The following is a 14,075-nucleotide window of genomic DNA, read 5'->3' as shown; positions in this document are numbered from 1 at the left end:
AAATAGGGGCCAAATCATACCAATTAATACTACACTACCACATTAACTTTTCAATTAGTCAATTTTCATATTGCCTCCCACAATAATTAGTATTGGTCTCTTTATGAAAAATTAATTCGTGCCAGCACCTTCATATACCTTTCTAAAACAATGAATATTCTGTAAATTAACAGAAAGAGAGTTCTCATAGATTTGAATCTGACACGATTGCAAACTATGGGTTCTTATTTACATCTAAACTACAACCATTAAAACACCTCACAATGGAAAACAATCATTCAAACTCGGATGGGGAAGGCAAATGTCCGTTTATGCATGGGACACTAGCTCATGGAGCTGGTAGTGGTCATAAAAACCAAGACTGGTGGCCCAATCAACTAAAAATAAATCTCCTCCGACAACACTCCTCACTGTCCGACCCAATGGATTCAGGGTTTGATTACAAACAAGCATTCGAGAGTCTCGATCTAACAGCCATCAAAAAAGACCTTACGGACTTGATGACTGATTCGCAAGATTGGTGGCCAGCAGATTTTGGCCACTATGGCCCGCTATTTATCCGAATGGCTTGGCACAGTGCAGGCACCTACCGCGCTGGAGATGGTCGTGGAGGAGGAGGCAGTGGATCTCAGCGCTTTGCGCCGCTTAACAGCTGGCCAGACAATGCCAACCTAGACAAAGCCCGCAGGCTTCTCTGGCCTATCAAACAAAAGTATGGACGCAAAATATCATGGGCAGACCTCATGATTTTGACAGGTAATGTCGCACTAGAATCTATGGGATTCCAAACTTTCGGTTTTGCAGGAGGGCGTGAAGATGTTTGGGAACCCGAAAACGATATATACTGGGGTGCAGAAACCACGTGGCTTGATGACAAACGCTATACAGGGGAGCGCAACCTAGAAAATCCTCTAGCCGCAGTACAAATGGGACTTATCTATGTCAACCCTGAAGGTCCAAACGGTAATCCAGACCCGATCGCTGCTGCTAAGGATATCCGAGAAACTTTTGGCAGAATGGCCATGAATGATGAAGAAACCGTCGCACTCATCGCAGGTGGACACAGTTTTGGTAAGACACACGGTGCAGGAGATGCAGGACTCGTAGGTGCAGAACCCGAAGGAGCGGGTATCGAAGAGCAAGGTCTAGGCTGGAGGAGTACCCACGGTTCAGGCATAGGCGCTGACGCAATCACTGGAGGGCCAGAAGTAACATGGACCACCACTCCTACTCAATGGAGCAACAACTTCTTCGAAAACCTATTCGGCTATGAGTGGGAACTCACCAAAAGCCCCGCTGGAGCCAGCCAATGGATTGCCAAAAATGCTGACGACATCATACCTAATGCTTTTGACTCATCCAAGAAACAAGCTCCCACTATGCTCACGACAGATTTATCGCTTCGATATGATCCAGCCTATGAGAAAATATCTCGACGGTTCTATGAAAATCCTGACGAATTTGCAGATGCATTTGCGAGAGCTTGGTTCAAACTGACACACAGAGATATGGGGCCTAGAGTTCGCTTTTTAGGGCCAGAAGTACCCGCCGAAGAACTTATCTGGCAGGACCCGATCCCAGCCGTTGATCATCCGTTGATCAGTGATCAGGATATAATTACGCTCAAAAACAAAATTCTAGATTCAGGACTATCGATCTCACAACTAGTTACCACGGCGTGGGCTTCTGCCTCCACATACCGTGGCTCTGACATGCGTGGTGGTGCGAACGGATCGCGGATCAGGCTTGCACCACAAAAATACTGGGAGGCTAATAATCCAGCAGAATTATCTATAGTACTGAACAAACTAGAAAGTGTACAGCAGGAGTTTAATAACTCTGGTAAAAAAGTCTCACTAGCCGATGTAATCGTCCTAGGCGGATGTGCTGCAGTTGAAAAAGCAGCTAAAGATGCTGGACATACGCTGACAGTTCCGTTCTCTCCAGGAAGAATGGATGCAACACAGGAGCAGACAGAAGTCGAGTCTTTTGCATTCTTAGAACCTTTAGCAGACGGCTTTCGCAACTACCAGAAAAAACAATACGCTGTCTCTGCCGAAGAACTGCTAATCGACAAAGCACAACTACTGACTCTTACTGCTCCAGAGCTAACCGTCCTGATTGGAGGCATGCGGGTACTAGACACCAACTATGACCAGTCTAAACATGGCGTCTTGACCGACCGACCAGGAGTACTCACCAATGATTTTTTCGTCAACTTACTGAATATGCGTACTGTATGGAAGGAAAGTAGTAAAGAAGGAATTTTCGAAGGCAGAGACATTACCACTGGTAGTATCAAATGGACTGGAACCCGTGTAGATCTAGTTTTCGGATCAAACTCAGAACTCCGAGCCATGGCTGAAGTTTATGGTTGTGAGGATTCAAAAGACAAGTTCGTCAAGGACTTTGTCGCAGCATGGAGCAAGGTTATGAACCTAGACCGCTTTGATTTGGATTGATTCCAATAGGAAAACATGACGAGAGGTTGCGTTGGCAACCTCTCGCTTCATTGCATGACTATGATACAACTGATGACTATAGTGAGACAGAGTGCTAGCAGCCTCTTTCTAAATCGGCAATACCTGTCGGATTTCAAATCTCTAATGCGCGCACTCACCTCGGGCAACGTCACCATTATATCTACCAAATTCAGATCTGACTTCTTCTACCATAGCCCCACTCCTAACAATACTTCTATCCTAAAGCTGTGGTCATTATACGCCAACATCAATCCCATAACTCTGGACCCAAAAGACTTGATAACGCATGCAGGAGATAAAAAATCACTTACGAAATACTTTCAATCAATTAACCATCTATCCACAAACAGATACTACTACCGACAATACAAACAGGCTTTTTTAGACAGTATCTATAGCGACGACCCCAACAATACCATAACACAAATGATTCTGGCATGCGATGAATACCTTATCAATAAGTGTCGCATCAAACGAATGCTACTAGTAGAACATAAGAACCTAGCCTCTTTTCAAACCCTCACCAAGGACACTTTCTCTCTGGCCATGAGGATTCTCCACAGTGAAACACATGTGAATTGAGCTTTTTTGATTATCATAAATTACTTAAAACAAAAAACTTACAACCAACTGATTAACAGCTAGCTTACACTTAATCAATCCCAGAACCATCATACTTTTTATTGACTAAATATTCTTTAGTTTTGTAGCCTTCCCTGATATTACTAGAACAAATCCCCCTGTATGAACTGGTGGGTAAATTAGGCGGGTGATCAAAGGGTTTGTTGGTTCTGCTCATCCCAAATAGCTACTCTTCTCATGATTTTAGGGTACTTTTTCTGTATGCATTCAAAGGCTTATTGCGAAATTGGTGTCCCAAAATCTGTCTATTTATTGAGTTTTTAATTGAGAAAAGAACACTTGAAGTAAGTGTCATATCTATATTATTTTAATATAACTAATTAGTTTTTCTTCAACAACATGACCTATAACGTGACCTAAACAAAAAAGCCTTGCAAATCATTGATTTACAAGGCTTTAACTGCTTACATGTACCCAGGGCCGGAATCGAACCGGCACGACCTAAGCCATTGGTGTTTGAGACCAACGCGTCTACCAATTCCGCCACCTGGGCATATTCTTCGAAATGACTACTTCATTTTCTTGCGGAATGGCCCGCTCTCTTTCAAACGGGACGCAAACATATTTAAAGTTTTTTATTAACACAATAGCCAAATGAAAATCCAGCTATTTTATTTTCACCTCAAATGAACGAGCCTCTGCTGGGGCAGCAAATAGCAGTTTGGTAGCAGGCCAGATTCTACCAAAAATAACAGACTGACGATACGCGTTAAGTTCCTCCTCCGAATCCCAGTGACTATGCGTCACAAACACATTCGGTTCATGTAGATCCTGTAACAACTCCACCGAACGACAGCCGGGAAAACCCGCTATATCATCATGGTATGCCGCAAACAATGCTCTGAAATCCTCCACTCGATCTATTGCGATCGTTAGTTTCACCAACCTTACTATCATATCTTAAAATCTAAAAACACTTGATCGTTGACCATTAGTCCTAATAGCTCAGAACCATTCCCTTGCAATATTCCAATTTGTAGACGTCCTGAGGAATCAAAAACCACGAAACACTCTCCTGGCCCAACATCAAAAAAATGATCATGAATAATTCCGATTTTTTCCCTCCTGAAATTAATTTCATAAGGACAATATTTATTGATCTGCATGATCGCTTCAAAATCATGCTTCATTATGTTGGTAATCAAATTACCATAGTGATCAACTCGAACAATATTACCAGCAATCTGCTGCTTGGTTGCTTTCGCTCTAGTAGGCATGTACTTATTGATAGCTGAGATTTCAGTACCTACCTCTTCTAACGCCTCACCACTCGCCAAACGTGCCGCGACAGGGCCAAACACCTCCTGTGCCGCGAACGTCCCCATACTTCCACCCAAAGCAATCATACGCGTAGCTGGCTGTTCTGACAGCAGTGAAAACACCCCTGAATCTTCTCCTATGAAATAGTGGCCTTCTATCTCCACAACCACTGACCTTGGCCTGCGTTCGTTGCTATTCGACACACCAATGATATGAACAGTCCCCACAGGAAAGTCTCTAAATACTGATGAGAGCAAGTATGCTGCATGCCCCATATCTCCTACCTCGACCTGATGAGAGATATCTACGATCACAGCCGTTGGCAGCCCTCTCAGCACACTTGCTTTGACAGCAGCCACGTAATGATCCGACAACCCGAAATCAGAAAGAAAAGTTACGATGGCCATAGAGAGTGAATGAGAAAAAATTGTTTATTTTGGGTACACAAAAGTAAAAATTGACTGCAAATTAGGTATTTCATTTGGTAGAAAAAACTATAACCCTAGAGAACATTCCTTTGGCCGAATTCCTCGGTATCGAGAATGAAAACATCGAAGTATTGGCGACCGCATTTCCAAAGTCGAAGATTATTTCGCGTGGCAATGAGATCAGAATCCAAGGCGCTTCGGCTGAGATCAAAAAGATCAATGAAATTCTAAACGGTCTCGTTGATCACTATCACAAATATGGTAAAATCAGCAAAAACCACGTCTCCTCGTTCATCAATAGCGATAGTGATGTGTTTGGAGAAGAAGAGTCTGACGTACTCGTATTCGGGACAAGAGGCTCTAAAATAGCTCCTAAATCTCAGAACCAGCAAAAGCTCGTATTGAGTTCTCGAAAGAATGACTTGGTATTTGCGATAGGACCTGCGGGAACGGGCAAAACCTACATTTCAGTGGCTATGGCAGTCAAAGCACTTAAAGATCGATCGGTCAAAAAAATCATCATTACCCGTCCTGCAGTAGAGGCGGGAGAAAATTTAGGTTTTTTACCAGGTGACCTCAAAGAAAAGATCGACCCCTATTTACGTCCAATTTATGACGCGCTCAACGACATGGTCCCCTCAGAAAAGCTTCGTTTCTACATGGAAACTGGCGTGATAGAAATCGCACCTCTAGCTTACATGAGAGGGCGTACGCTCAACAATGCATTTATTCTACTCGATGAGGCGCAAAACACCACGCCGATGCAGATCAAAATGTTCATGACACGCATGGGACCTAATTCTAAAGTCATCATTACGGGAGACATGTCTCAAATCGACCTTCCCACCAAACAAAAATCAGGACTGAGAGAATCTATCAGAATTCTAAAAGATGTCAAAGGAATTGGTTTTGTTACCTTGGATGGAAAAGATGTCATGCGACATGCACTTGTCAAAAACATTATAGACGCGTATGATAAAGCCTCAGAAAATGAATAACCGTTTCCATTTTTTTTACTAAATTGGAGGTAGCAGCAGCATTTTATTCGGATAGAAATGTTTGCATGGTCGCACCTTCCATTTGTTAGAATTACTGCAGTATTCATTTTGGGAATACTGCTCTCAACTCAATTGCCTCAGAGTTGGGGTTTCTCTTATCACGTCTTATTGATTACTATAGCCTTTATGGTTACTAGTATTTTTTTCCTGTTCGAAAAAAAACACCTGACCACTCTCACAATAGGCTGTATACTACTCGGGTTGGTCGCTACACTCGGTAGTTACCGCTACCTAAACTATAACCAATCCCACGTCCAGCAGAGTGATGATATTTTTCGCCAATGCCAAGCAAGTACGGGTGTTATCACTTCTTACCCTATATCCAAAGCAAAATATGATATCTACCAAGTCGAAACACAACACATCAAAACCGACTCAAGCATCATCGCTTGGCAAGAGAACATTCAACTCTACGTCAAAAAGGACACGCTAAACCCCAGTGTATTTCAATATGGAGACCTCATCACACTGCAAGATTCTCCATTTCGGATTTCACCTCCGAACAATCCCCATGAGTTCAATTATGCTGAGTATATGGCGATAGGAAAGATATACTTTCAACAATTTATTGCTACCGAAGACATCATTTTGCTCAAAGAGCATCAGGCCAATCCTCTACTAGGTGCAGTATATAGACTAAGGGAACATTTCGAAAACCTCATTCTATCCGCAGTTCCTACCCCTAAAGAACAAGGCATAGCGCTAGCCCTACTCTTAGGCATCAAAGATCAGCTCGACACAGACATTAAATCCGCCTATGCAGCAGTAGGTGCGATGCACGTCTTGGCCGTGTCAGGCCTTCATGTAGGAGTCATCCACTTCATTCTACTATTCTTTTTTCGACCGATTCGATCAGCCACTTTCAAAAAATACGTTCTCCCGGTGATTAGCATCACAGTCCTATGGGTCTACGCCTTACTCACTGGGTTTTCTCCATCTATATTGCGTGCAGTTACGATGTTTAGTCTTATCATCTTAGGACAGTCCATGGATCGCACAGTTAATATCTATAACTCGATATCTGTCTCTGCCTTCATACTCCTGTTTTTCAATCCCAATCAGATATTTTCGGTCGGTTTTCAGTTGTCTTATCTAGCCGTCATCGGGATTATTTACCTATATGACAAAATCTATCAACTCTGGAGCCCCCGACTATGGATTTTAGATAAAGTCTGGTCATTGACCGCTGTTTCTATTGCTGCACAGGTAGCCACAGCACCGATTAGCATCTACTATTTCAACCAATTCCCTAACTATTTCTTAGGCTCGAACCTCGTCGTTATACCTGCCGCTTTTGCCATCATGGCCGAGGGCTTGTTTATGTTTTTAGCGAATAGTATTTACCTAACAGCTTGGCCTGGTTTCATACTATCACATACTATCATGTGGCTCAATTGGGTCGTTGACTTCATCTACCTGCTACCTGGAAGTCTAAAAAACTGGCTATTTCTATCAAGTACTCAGACAATACTCACGTATCTAGCTATACTCTTTGCAATAGCATTTTTTGAATTAAAAAAAATGCGCTTTGTATGGCTCATTATGTCTTGCATACTATTGATTGCCTGCGAAGGTAGTTGGCGTATCTATCAACAACACCACACCCAAGAGACACTCCTCTATCATACGCGAAAAAACCGAACCATTGATCACATAGACGGGCTTAAAACTAAACTCTATGCACTAGACTCGGTCAGTGACCATGAACTACTTGCCTATCAGATTAACCCCAACCGTCTGCACAAAGGCTTACCTGAACTGACAGGTTATACTTTAATCTCTCAACCTCAGAACATGATAGATTCGGGTATTTATGCACAAATTATAAATGACGAGAAGTTCATATTCCTAACGGAAAAACTCCAGTCTCAAAAGATTCGCTTCAAGTTAGAAACAGACTACTTGGTTCTCGAAAAAAATGCTTTGAGCAGTCTAGAAACAGTTGATAAATATTTCGAGTTTAAAGAAGTGATACTATCCAACTCGAATCGTAGAGGACTGATTCGTAAACTAGAAAAAGAAGCAAAGCAACTCAATATTGCCTATCGTTCTATGCTGGACGAGTCTTACATGCTTAAGAAATAAGAAATTTTTGGATCTCCTTTTTCAGTGATTCTTTGTCAGCACAAAGATCTGGGTCTGCATATATCTTAAGCATGAGTTCGAACAAAACGTTCTCATCATAACCAAGACGAGCAGCCATCTTAGCACAGTATTTAATCTCTTCGTTGTAGAGTTTGCCGTCGATTTTCATCAACTGCACTACTGAGTAAATCAATTCATACTTTTCATCATCTTTGAGCTCCGACAGGTTTTCTAGCGTCATCTCTTGATCATAAAAAGCCATAATCTCCTCTTCTGTCAACCCATTAGCCTTACCTACTTCATTGATCAGATCGATTTCTTCTTGCACTACGATTCCATCAATCTTAGCGAGCTGAATGAGGATATTAAGGTGAATGTCTGACATGATTAGATTTTTATGCTACCTGACAAATATAACCAATCAAGTGAAAAGCTTTATATTAACCCCACAATGAATTACCTCGCGCATATCTTCCTCTCTTTTGGTGACGAATCCATCACTATTGGCAATGTCATTGCTGATTTTGTCAAAGGAAAAAAAGTCCTAGACTATAGTCCTGAAATCCAAAAAGGCATACTGATTCACAGAGAGATAGATTCATTTACTGACCAACACCTATTGGTCAGACAGGGCAAGAGGCGGCTATCTGAATACCGCCATTACTCTGGAGTGATTATGGACATGTACTACGATCATATCTTAGCCAAAAACTGGAGTCGCTATTCGAATGAGACCTTACAAAACTACGCTGCACGACATTACACCTTATTTGAAAAGAACAAAGTGTTAATCCCTGAGAAGGCCAATTACCTCCTCCATCACATGAAAAGAGGAAACTGGTTATATAACTATCAATATATCGAAGGGCTCCAATCTGCATTAACGGGCATGTCCCAACGTACCCCCTTCGAATCAGGTATGGAGCGTGCCACAATCAACCTTAAGAAGGATTATACATTACTCGAAAAAGAATTTGATGTGTTTTTCAAAGAAATTATTGATCATATCCATAATTTTACCACTCAATTAGAAGTGGTATGATCATATCTAAACCAAAAGTTACAACCCTATTTTCTATTAGTATATTTCTTGTCCTAGCGTTCGGGGCATTGATCTATGGCCTATTGAATATCACCGAATCGGATAGCAAAACGGGTTGGTATATCCTCATTTATACCTCTGGGCCAATTGGTGTCGTCGTACTCCTCAAAGTGTTAACAGGGCTAAAATACATGCGCATCGGCAAAGAAAAATTCGATCTCAAAATGCCTTTTAGGTTTAGTCGCCTTCGTTTCGACGCAAAGGATATCGAAAAATGGAGTCATAGCTCTATCAAAACTTATGGAGGACAATACGAAGAAGTCACATGGAGACTCAAGTCAGGAAAAGAATTTGGGCTAAGTAAGCAGGAAAACACCGACTTTGACAAAGTACTGAGGTATATGAAGAAGAAACTGAAAAAATTAGAAGCATGATCAAACTCGCTCTTTTTGTTGGTATTGGAGGATTCTTAGGTAGTATAGGTCGTTTTTTATTAGCACAGGTATTTGTCAAATGGTTCCCAGGCTTTTCTTCAGTAGGCACCTTGGCGGTTAACCTTATCGGATGTTTTATCCTTGGGGTTCTCGTGCATAGTGCTACCAAACTAGACAAGGAATACTTTCTACTGCTGACCACAGGCTTCTGCGGTGGTTTCACCACTTTCTCTACATTCGGGATAGAAAATTTAAATTACCTTATTAATAACAACATCAATACCGCACTGCTATATATGGCGATCAGTCTGGTCTTTGGACTATTAGCTGCATTCGCTGGATGGTATATTGGCAGACTACTCATTGCATAACGATTGACCTCATGAAAACAACTCCAATTCAAAACATTTTATTTTGGCTGATAGGCTCTGTGATCTTTTTCTCTTCATGCGAAACCGAAAAAGAAACCTATAACCCTGTACGCAATGAGACCGATTCTCTGTTTATCGTCAACAACTATGACAAATTAGAAGTCGAAATACCGATGCGTGATGGAACCAAGCTATTCACTGCTGTCTACACTCCCAATGATGGCGGTGAGTATCCAATCATTTTGTTTCGTACACCATACTCTATCGCACCTTATGGAATAGAAAAATCAGACTATCGCATGGATCTAGGGCCTAACATGGCACTCACTAGAGATAAATACATCTTTGTCTATCAGGATGTCAGAGGAAAATTCATGTCCGAAGGAGATTTCGTCAACATGACACCACACAACGGTATCGTCAATGGTCGCCGTGTCAACGAAAGCACAGACACCTTCGATACCATCGAATGGCTCATTGCCAACACCAAAAACAACGGAAATGTCGGTCAGTGGGGTATCTCATACCCTGGATTCTATACTGCTGCAGGCATGATTGATTCTCACCCAGCGCTCAAAGCAGTATCCCCTCAAGCGCCTATAGCAGATTGGTTTTTTGATGACTTCCACCACAACGGCGCTTTTTTTCCATCCCACACCTTTTGGTTCTTTTCCTTCTTTGGCGTCCCACGTGAGGGACCTACCCAAGACTGGGCTCCAAGATTTGATTTCGGTACGGAGGACGGATACAGTTTCTATCAGAATATGACACCACTGACCAAGGCCAATAAAAACTATCTACACGACAGCATACCGTTTTGGAATGAGGTCATCAGTCACCCGAACTATGATCAGTTCTGGCAAGACAGAAGTATACTCCCTCACCTCAAAAATGTAAATTGCGCTGTCCTCACCGTCGGGGGATGGTACGATGCAGAAGATCTATATGGGCCGCTCAATATTTATCAGACGGTGGAGAAAAATAACCCAAAGATCAGCAACACGCTCATCATGGGGCCATGGAGTCATGGTGGATGGCGTAGAACCGAAGGGGACTTTTTAGGAGATGTCTATTTTGGAGAAAAAACATCTACATTCTTCAATAATGAAGTCTTAACTCCCTTTTTCTCCAAGCATCTCAAAGAAGACACTGATGCAGCACTGGCAGAAGCGATCATGTTCGAGACAGGAACGAACCAATGGAGAAAGTTTGATCAGTGGCCTCCCGAAAATCTGAGCTACAATACGCTCTACTTCAAAAAGAAAAATGAGTTATCATTTACCCCTCCTAAGGCCAATGAATTCGGTGTAGATATATTCAAAAGTAACCCTGCCAGCCCAGTACCATTCACCCAATATCCGAATCTAAGAATACCGAAAGAGTATATGGTCGAGGATCAGAGTTTTGTCATCACGCGTGATGATGTGCTGTACTATGTGACAGCTCCTCTCGAAGAAAACCTTACTGTAGCTGGTCCTATCACAGCTAATTTAGTTGTACGGACGGATCAAACCGCTGCGGACTGGGTAGTAAAACTCATTGACGTATATCCGAATGACCATGCAGCCTTCTCACATCAACCTGACAAGATAATGGGTGGCTATCACCAAATGATCCGTAGCGAAGCAATCCGTGGGAGATTCAGAAACGGCCTAGAAAACCCAGAGCCTTTCACACCAAAAAAAGACGAAACGGTGAAGTTGAAACTACAAGACGTTCTACACACCTTCAAAAAAGGACACCGGATCATGGTACAAGTGCAAAGCTCTTGGTTTCCGCTTATGGATATCAATCCGCAGACTTATGTAGACAATATCTTCGAAGCGGAAGAAGACGATTTTGTACAGGCCAAACACTATCTAGGTCGATCAGGGGCTAACCCCTCTTATATCAAGATCGGTGTATTGCAAAATGACAAATGACCGAAATACCTTCTTTAGATATTCTCTAATTCATTTTTGTCAATCCCTAGGATGAAAATACAGACTACAAAACTTTTGACAAGATCTTATAAACAAACCATCCTGACTTATAGCCCCTCATAGCTTCTGCTACGAGGGGTTTCCTCCCTCTTAAAAAAAAAGCCATCTCAAAAGAGATGGCTTTAACCAAAGTATTTAGGTCAGTTTGGTTTTTGGAATTTGTACTATAAAGTAGCGTTTTTTTGGCTAGAATCAAACACATTCTTCGATGAACTGAGTCATTTCTTAGATAAGTGACATTATCCTCTCCAAATAATGAAACCTATCATCTGATTAATCATATTTCATTGTAATACTTCGGAATCCAAATTTTTATCCTTAGCCAACTTTCTAGCCAATGGATAAAGCAACACTGACAGGATGATCAGAGCAGTCCCAAAGTAAAAACCATTCCCCATATGCTCATCATCTTTAAAAATCAACACTGCCATAACAATCCCATAAACTGGCTCCAAATTGATTGTCAGATTGATAGAAAATGCTGAGAGCTGTTTCATCAGTTTGACGCCTAACGAAAAAGCAAATACTGTACACAGCAGACTCAATAGTGCTACATACACACCATCCAGCCCCTCCATCACAAAATGATCCGATGCAGATTCACCCACCCAATACATGCTAATGGGAATGATCACAAGAGTAGTCATACATGCCCCCATCATCTCATACATCGTGATTGTATAATGACTCTGGTGGGTAATCAACCGACCATTGATCACAGTAAAGGTCGCTGCTAGAATCGCTGACAAAATAGCTACTGAAAGCCCCAGATATTCATCAAAAGAAGAATTGAACACAAGTACAATTCCAACCACTGATAACACACCTAACAAAGGTTCATAAAACTTAATCGGTCTCCTATTCACTAACGGGTCAATAAAGCTAGTCCAAAAAGAAGTGGTAGCAATCCCTGCCAAACAAATCGAAATATTAGATAACCGTGCAGCTAAGAAAAATGTAGTCCAATGCAAACCAATCAGGATACCCGTACCCGCTATTTTTGCAATTTCCTTGCGCGGTAGTAAGAACACAACACCTCTAAACCGTACTATCGCATATAAAGCAATCGCTGAAATCAGTGTACGATAAAAAACCACTCCTAACGGAGATAGACTAATCAGCTTTCCTAAAATGGCTGTAGCTCCCCATATCAGCACAATGAAATGCAGCTGTAGATAAGCTTTGATCTGCGACTCTTCATTCATCATTTCGGTACAAATCGATATAGCACGAGCGTAATAACCGTACCTATTATATTAGGTATCCAGATTGCAAAAAGTGGATTCATAGAGCCTGCCTCCGCTATCGCCTTGACCAAAATAAACATGATAATGAATACAAAAGCGATCAAGAAGCCCAAAGCAATCTTAAATCCAGAACCTCCCCTACTGGACTTCTCTGCAGACACGGAGACGCCCATCATCGTCAAGATGATCGCCGTAAAGGGTAACATGTAGCGTATATACTTTTCAATTTCGTAGACTGCTACATCATCAGCTCCACGATCCTTGAGCATCGCGATATGGTCATTCAGTTCATTAAGATTCATCGTCTCATTGAGCTGGTATTTGTTATCAAAATCCTCTGGCGTGATACTCAGCAGCGTATCTATTTCATCCCCTTTCGAGTAAGTCTCACCAAACTCACCAATCTCGCGCAGCTCCCAGTTTTTGAATTCCCAGACTTTGAGAGAGTCATCCCACGTCATCTTCCTAGCCGTTAGTTTTTGTTTCAGTTCTGTCCCTACGATTTCTTCCAGTGTCACTTTATAACCGACTTCTGACCGATTATTATAGCGCTGCAGATACAGGTATTGATCTGGCCCTATTTTAAAATGGATATCTCTTTCATTGAAATAAAAGGGTTTTTTGAGGTACTCGACCTCAAATGCAATCCGGTATTTATTGGAATTAGGGATCATCCACCCATTAACATAAAAAGTCGTGAGTGCTATCAATATCGATCCCACAGCAAAAGGCGCAAGCATCCTTCTAAAACTGATCCCTCCTGCCAGAATCGCTACTATCTCGGTCTTTCCTGCCATTCCTGCCGTCACTAGTACTGTTGCGATAAAAACGGTAATCGGTGCAATCAGATTAGCAATCCACGGCATGAAGCTCATGTAATAATAGAAGATCAAATCAGTAGGTACCTCATTCTTGATGAACTTCTCGTTTTTCTCCGTAAAGTCAATCACCACAATCACCACCACCAACATGGCTACCACGAAGATGAAAGTGGTCATGAATTTTTTAAAAATATACTTATCTAACAGTTTGATCTTCACGCC

At 41.9% G+C, this 14,075-nt stretch carries 13 protein-coding genes and 1 tRNA gene; 8 read left to right on the top strand and 6 right to left on the bottom strand.

Annotated elements, in window-relative coordinates; translation table 11 throughout:
• The first annotated feature begins 263 nt into the window (after window positions 1-263).
• The gene (gene katG / locus BUB99_RS16000) at window positions 264-2,462 is read left to right on the top strand and encodes a catalase/peroxidase HPI (protein WP_073124142.1); all 2,199 of its coding nucleotides are present in this window, start codon (window positions 264-266) and stop codon (window positions 2,460-2,462) included.
• A gap of 144 nt (window positions 2,463-2,606) precedes the next feature.
• Window positions 2,607-3,065 (top strand): hypothetical protein, encoded by a 459-nt coding sequence (locus BUB99_RS15995; RefSeq protein ID WP_139281056.1) that lies wholly within the window; start codon window positions 2,607-2,609, stop codon window positions 3,063-3,065.
• 471 nt (window positions 3,066-3,536) lie between these two features.
• On the opposite strand, the gene BUB99_RS15990 is transcribed toward BUB99_RS15995, so the two are convergent.
• From BUB99_RS15990 to BUB99_RS15980, 3 genes are all read right to left on the bottom strand, one after another.
• Window positions 3,537-3,618: transfer RNA gene (locus tag BUB99_RS15990), tRNA-Leu, on the bottom strand.
• A 113-nt stretch (window positions 3,619-3,731) separates the two neighbouring features.
• Entirely contained in the window at window positions 3,732-4,022 is a 291-nt protein-coding gene (locus tag BUB99_RS15985) for a putative quinol monooxygenase (RefSeq protein ID WP_073124138.1), read from the bottom strand.
• Window positions 4,019-4,792 (bottom strand): SAM hydrolase/SAM-dependent halogenase family protein, encoded by a 774-nt coding sequence (locus BUB99_RS15980; RefSeq protein WP_073124135.1) that lies wholly within the window; start codon window positions 4,790-4,792, stop codon window positions 4,019-4,021. Before BUB99_RS15980 ends, BUB99_RS15985 begins: the two co-directional genes overlap by 4 nt.
• Window positions 4,793-4,866: 74 nt before the next feature.
• Between BUB99_RS15980 and BUB99_RS15975 the strand changes: the two genes are divergently transcribed.
• Together BUB99_RS15975 and BUB99_RS15970 are read left to right on the top strand one after the other, a co-directional pair.
• Window positions 4,867-5,811, top strand: coding sequence for a PhoH family protein (locus BUB99_RS15975; RefSeq protein WP_073124133.1), 945 nt, complete (start codon window positions 4,867-4,869; stop codon window positions 5,809-5,811).
• Between the two features lie 57 nt (window positions 5,812-5,868).
• Window positions 5,869-7,956 (top strand): ComEC/Rec2 family competence protein, encoded by a 2,088-nt coding sequence (locus BUB99_RS15970; protein ID WP_073124131.1) that lies wholly within the window; start codon window positions 5,869-5,871, stop codon window positions 7,954-7,956.
• Here BUB99_RS15970 and BUB99_RS15965 read toward each other — a convergent pair.
• Complete coding sequence (locus BUB99_RS15965) at window positions 7,946-8,341, bottom strand: hypothetical protein (protein ID WP_073124129.1); 396 nt, start codon at window positions 8,339-8,341, stop codon at window positions 7,946-7,948. The genes BUB99_RS15970 and BUB99_RS15965 overlap by 11 nt on opposite strands.
• A 66-nt stretch (window positions 8,342-8,407) precedes the next feature.
• Here BUB99_RS15965 and BUB99_RS15960 point away from each other — a divergent pair, with 66 nt between their 5' ends.
• Genes BUB99_RS15960 through BUB99_RS15945 form a run of 4 tightly spaced genes read left to right on the top strand, consistent with a single transcriptional unit; the run spans window position 8,408 to window position 11,725 of the window.
• On the top strand, window positions 8,408-8,998 hold the full coding sequence (locus BUB99_RS15960; protein WP_073124126.1) for an acyl carrier protein phosphodiesterase: 591 nt from the start codon (window positions 8,408-8,410) through the stop codon (window positions 8,996-8,998).
• Entirely contained in the window at window positions 8,995-9,432 is a 438-nt protein-coding gene (locus BUB99_RS15955; protein WP_073124124.1) for a hypothetical protein, read from the top strand. Before BUB99_RS15960 ends, BUB99_RS15955 begins: the two co-directional genes overlap by 4 nt.
• The gene (gene crcB / locus BUB99_RS15950) at window positions 9,429-9,803 is read left to right on the top strand and encodes a fluoride efflux transporter CrcB (protein WP_073124122.1); all 375 of its coding nucleotides are present in this window, start codon (window positions 9,429-9,431) and stop codon (window positions 9,801-9,803) included. The genes BUB99_RS15955 and crcB overlap by 4 nt, the downstream gene beginning before the upstream one ends.
• 11 nt (window positions 9,804-9,814) lie before the next feature.
• Window positions 9,815-11,725, top strand: a complete 1,911-nt coding sequence (locus BUB99_RS15945) for a CocE/NonD family hydrolase (RefSeq protein ID WP_073124120.1) — start codon at window positions 9,815-9,817, stop codon at window positions 11,723-11,725.
• Between the two features lie 344 nt (window positions 11,726-12,069).
• On the opposite strand, the gene BUB99_RS15935 is transcribed toward BUB99_RS15945, so the two are convergent.
• Window positions 12,070-12,993 carry a DMT family transporter gene (locus BUB99_RS15935; protein WP_245816859.1) on the bottom strand — a complete coding sequence of 308 codons (924 nt, stop codon included), beginning with the start codon at window positions 12,991-12,993 and terminating at the stop codon, window positions 12,070-12,072.
• Complete coding sequence (locus BUB99_RS15930) at window positions 12,990-14,072, bottom strand: LptF/LptG family permease (RefSeq protein WP_317041718.1); 1,083 nt, start codon at window positions 14,070-14,072, stop codon at window positions 12,990-12,992. The genes BUB99_RS15935 and BUB99_RS15930 overlap by 4 nt, the downstream gene beginning before the upstream one ends.
• Window positions 14,073-14,075 lie beyond the last annotated feature (3 nt).

The sequence above is a fragment of the Reichenbachiella agariperforans genome (assembly GCF_900142205.1).
Classification (GTDB): Bacteria; Bacteroidota; Bacteroidia; order Cytophagales; family Cyclobacteriaceae; genus Reichenbachiella; species Reichenbachiella agariperforans.
This window is presented reverse-complemented; position numbering and strand designations above follow the sequence as displayed.

What these genes read in the sequence shown, in the direction of transcription:
- BUB99_RS15935 (WP_245816859.1), bottom strand. Translation starts at nt 12,993, where the DNA reads ATGATGAATGAAGAGTCGCAGATCAAAGCTTATCTACAGCTGCATTTC.
- BUB99_RS15995 (WP_139281056.1), top strand. Translation starts at nt 2,607, where the DNA reads ATGCGCGCACTCACCTCGGGCAACGTCACCATTATATCTACCAAATTC.
- BUB99_RS15970 (WP_073124131.1), top strand. Translation starts at nt 5,869, where the DNA reads ATGTTTGCATGGTCGCACCTTCCATTTGTTAGAATTACTGCAGTATTC.
- crcB (WP_073124122.1), top strand. Translation starts at nt 9,429, where the DNA reads ATGATCAAACTCGCTCTTTTTGTTGGTATTGGAGGATTCTTAGGTAGT.
- BUB99_RS15980 (WP_073124135.1), bottom strand. Translation starts at nt 4,792, where the DNA reads ATGGCCATCGTAACTTTTCTTTCTGATTTCGGGTTGTCGGATCATTAC.
- BUB99_RS15960 (WP_073124126.1), top strand. Translation starts at nt 8,408, where the DNA reads ATGAATTACCTCGCGCATATCTTCCTCTCTTTTGGTGACGAATCCATC.
- katG (WP_073124142.1), top strand. Translation starts at nt 264, where the DNA reads ATGGAAAACAATCATTCAAACTCGGATGGGGAAGGCAAATGTCCGTTT.
- BUB99_RS15985 (WP_073124138.1), bottom strand. Translation starts at nt 4,022, where the DNA reads ATGATAGTAAGGTTGGTGAAACTAACGATCGCAATAGATCGAGTGGAG.
- BUB99_RS15965 (WP_073124129.1), bottom strand. Translation starts at nt 8,341, where the DNA reads ATGTCAGACATTCACCTTAATATCCTCATTCAGCTCGCTAAGATTGAT.
- BUB99_RS15955 (WP_073124124.1), top strand. Translation starts at nt 8,995, where the DNA reads ATGATCATATCTAAACCAAAAGTTACAACCCTATTTTCTATTAGTATA.
- BUB99_RS15945 (WP_073124120.1), top strand. Translation starts at nt 9,815, where the DNA reads ATGAAAACAACTCCAATTCAAAACATTTTATTTTGGCTGATAGGCTCT.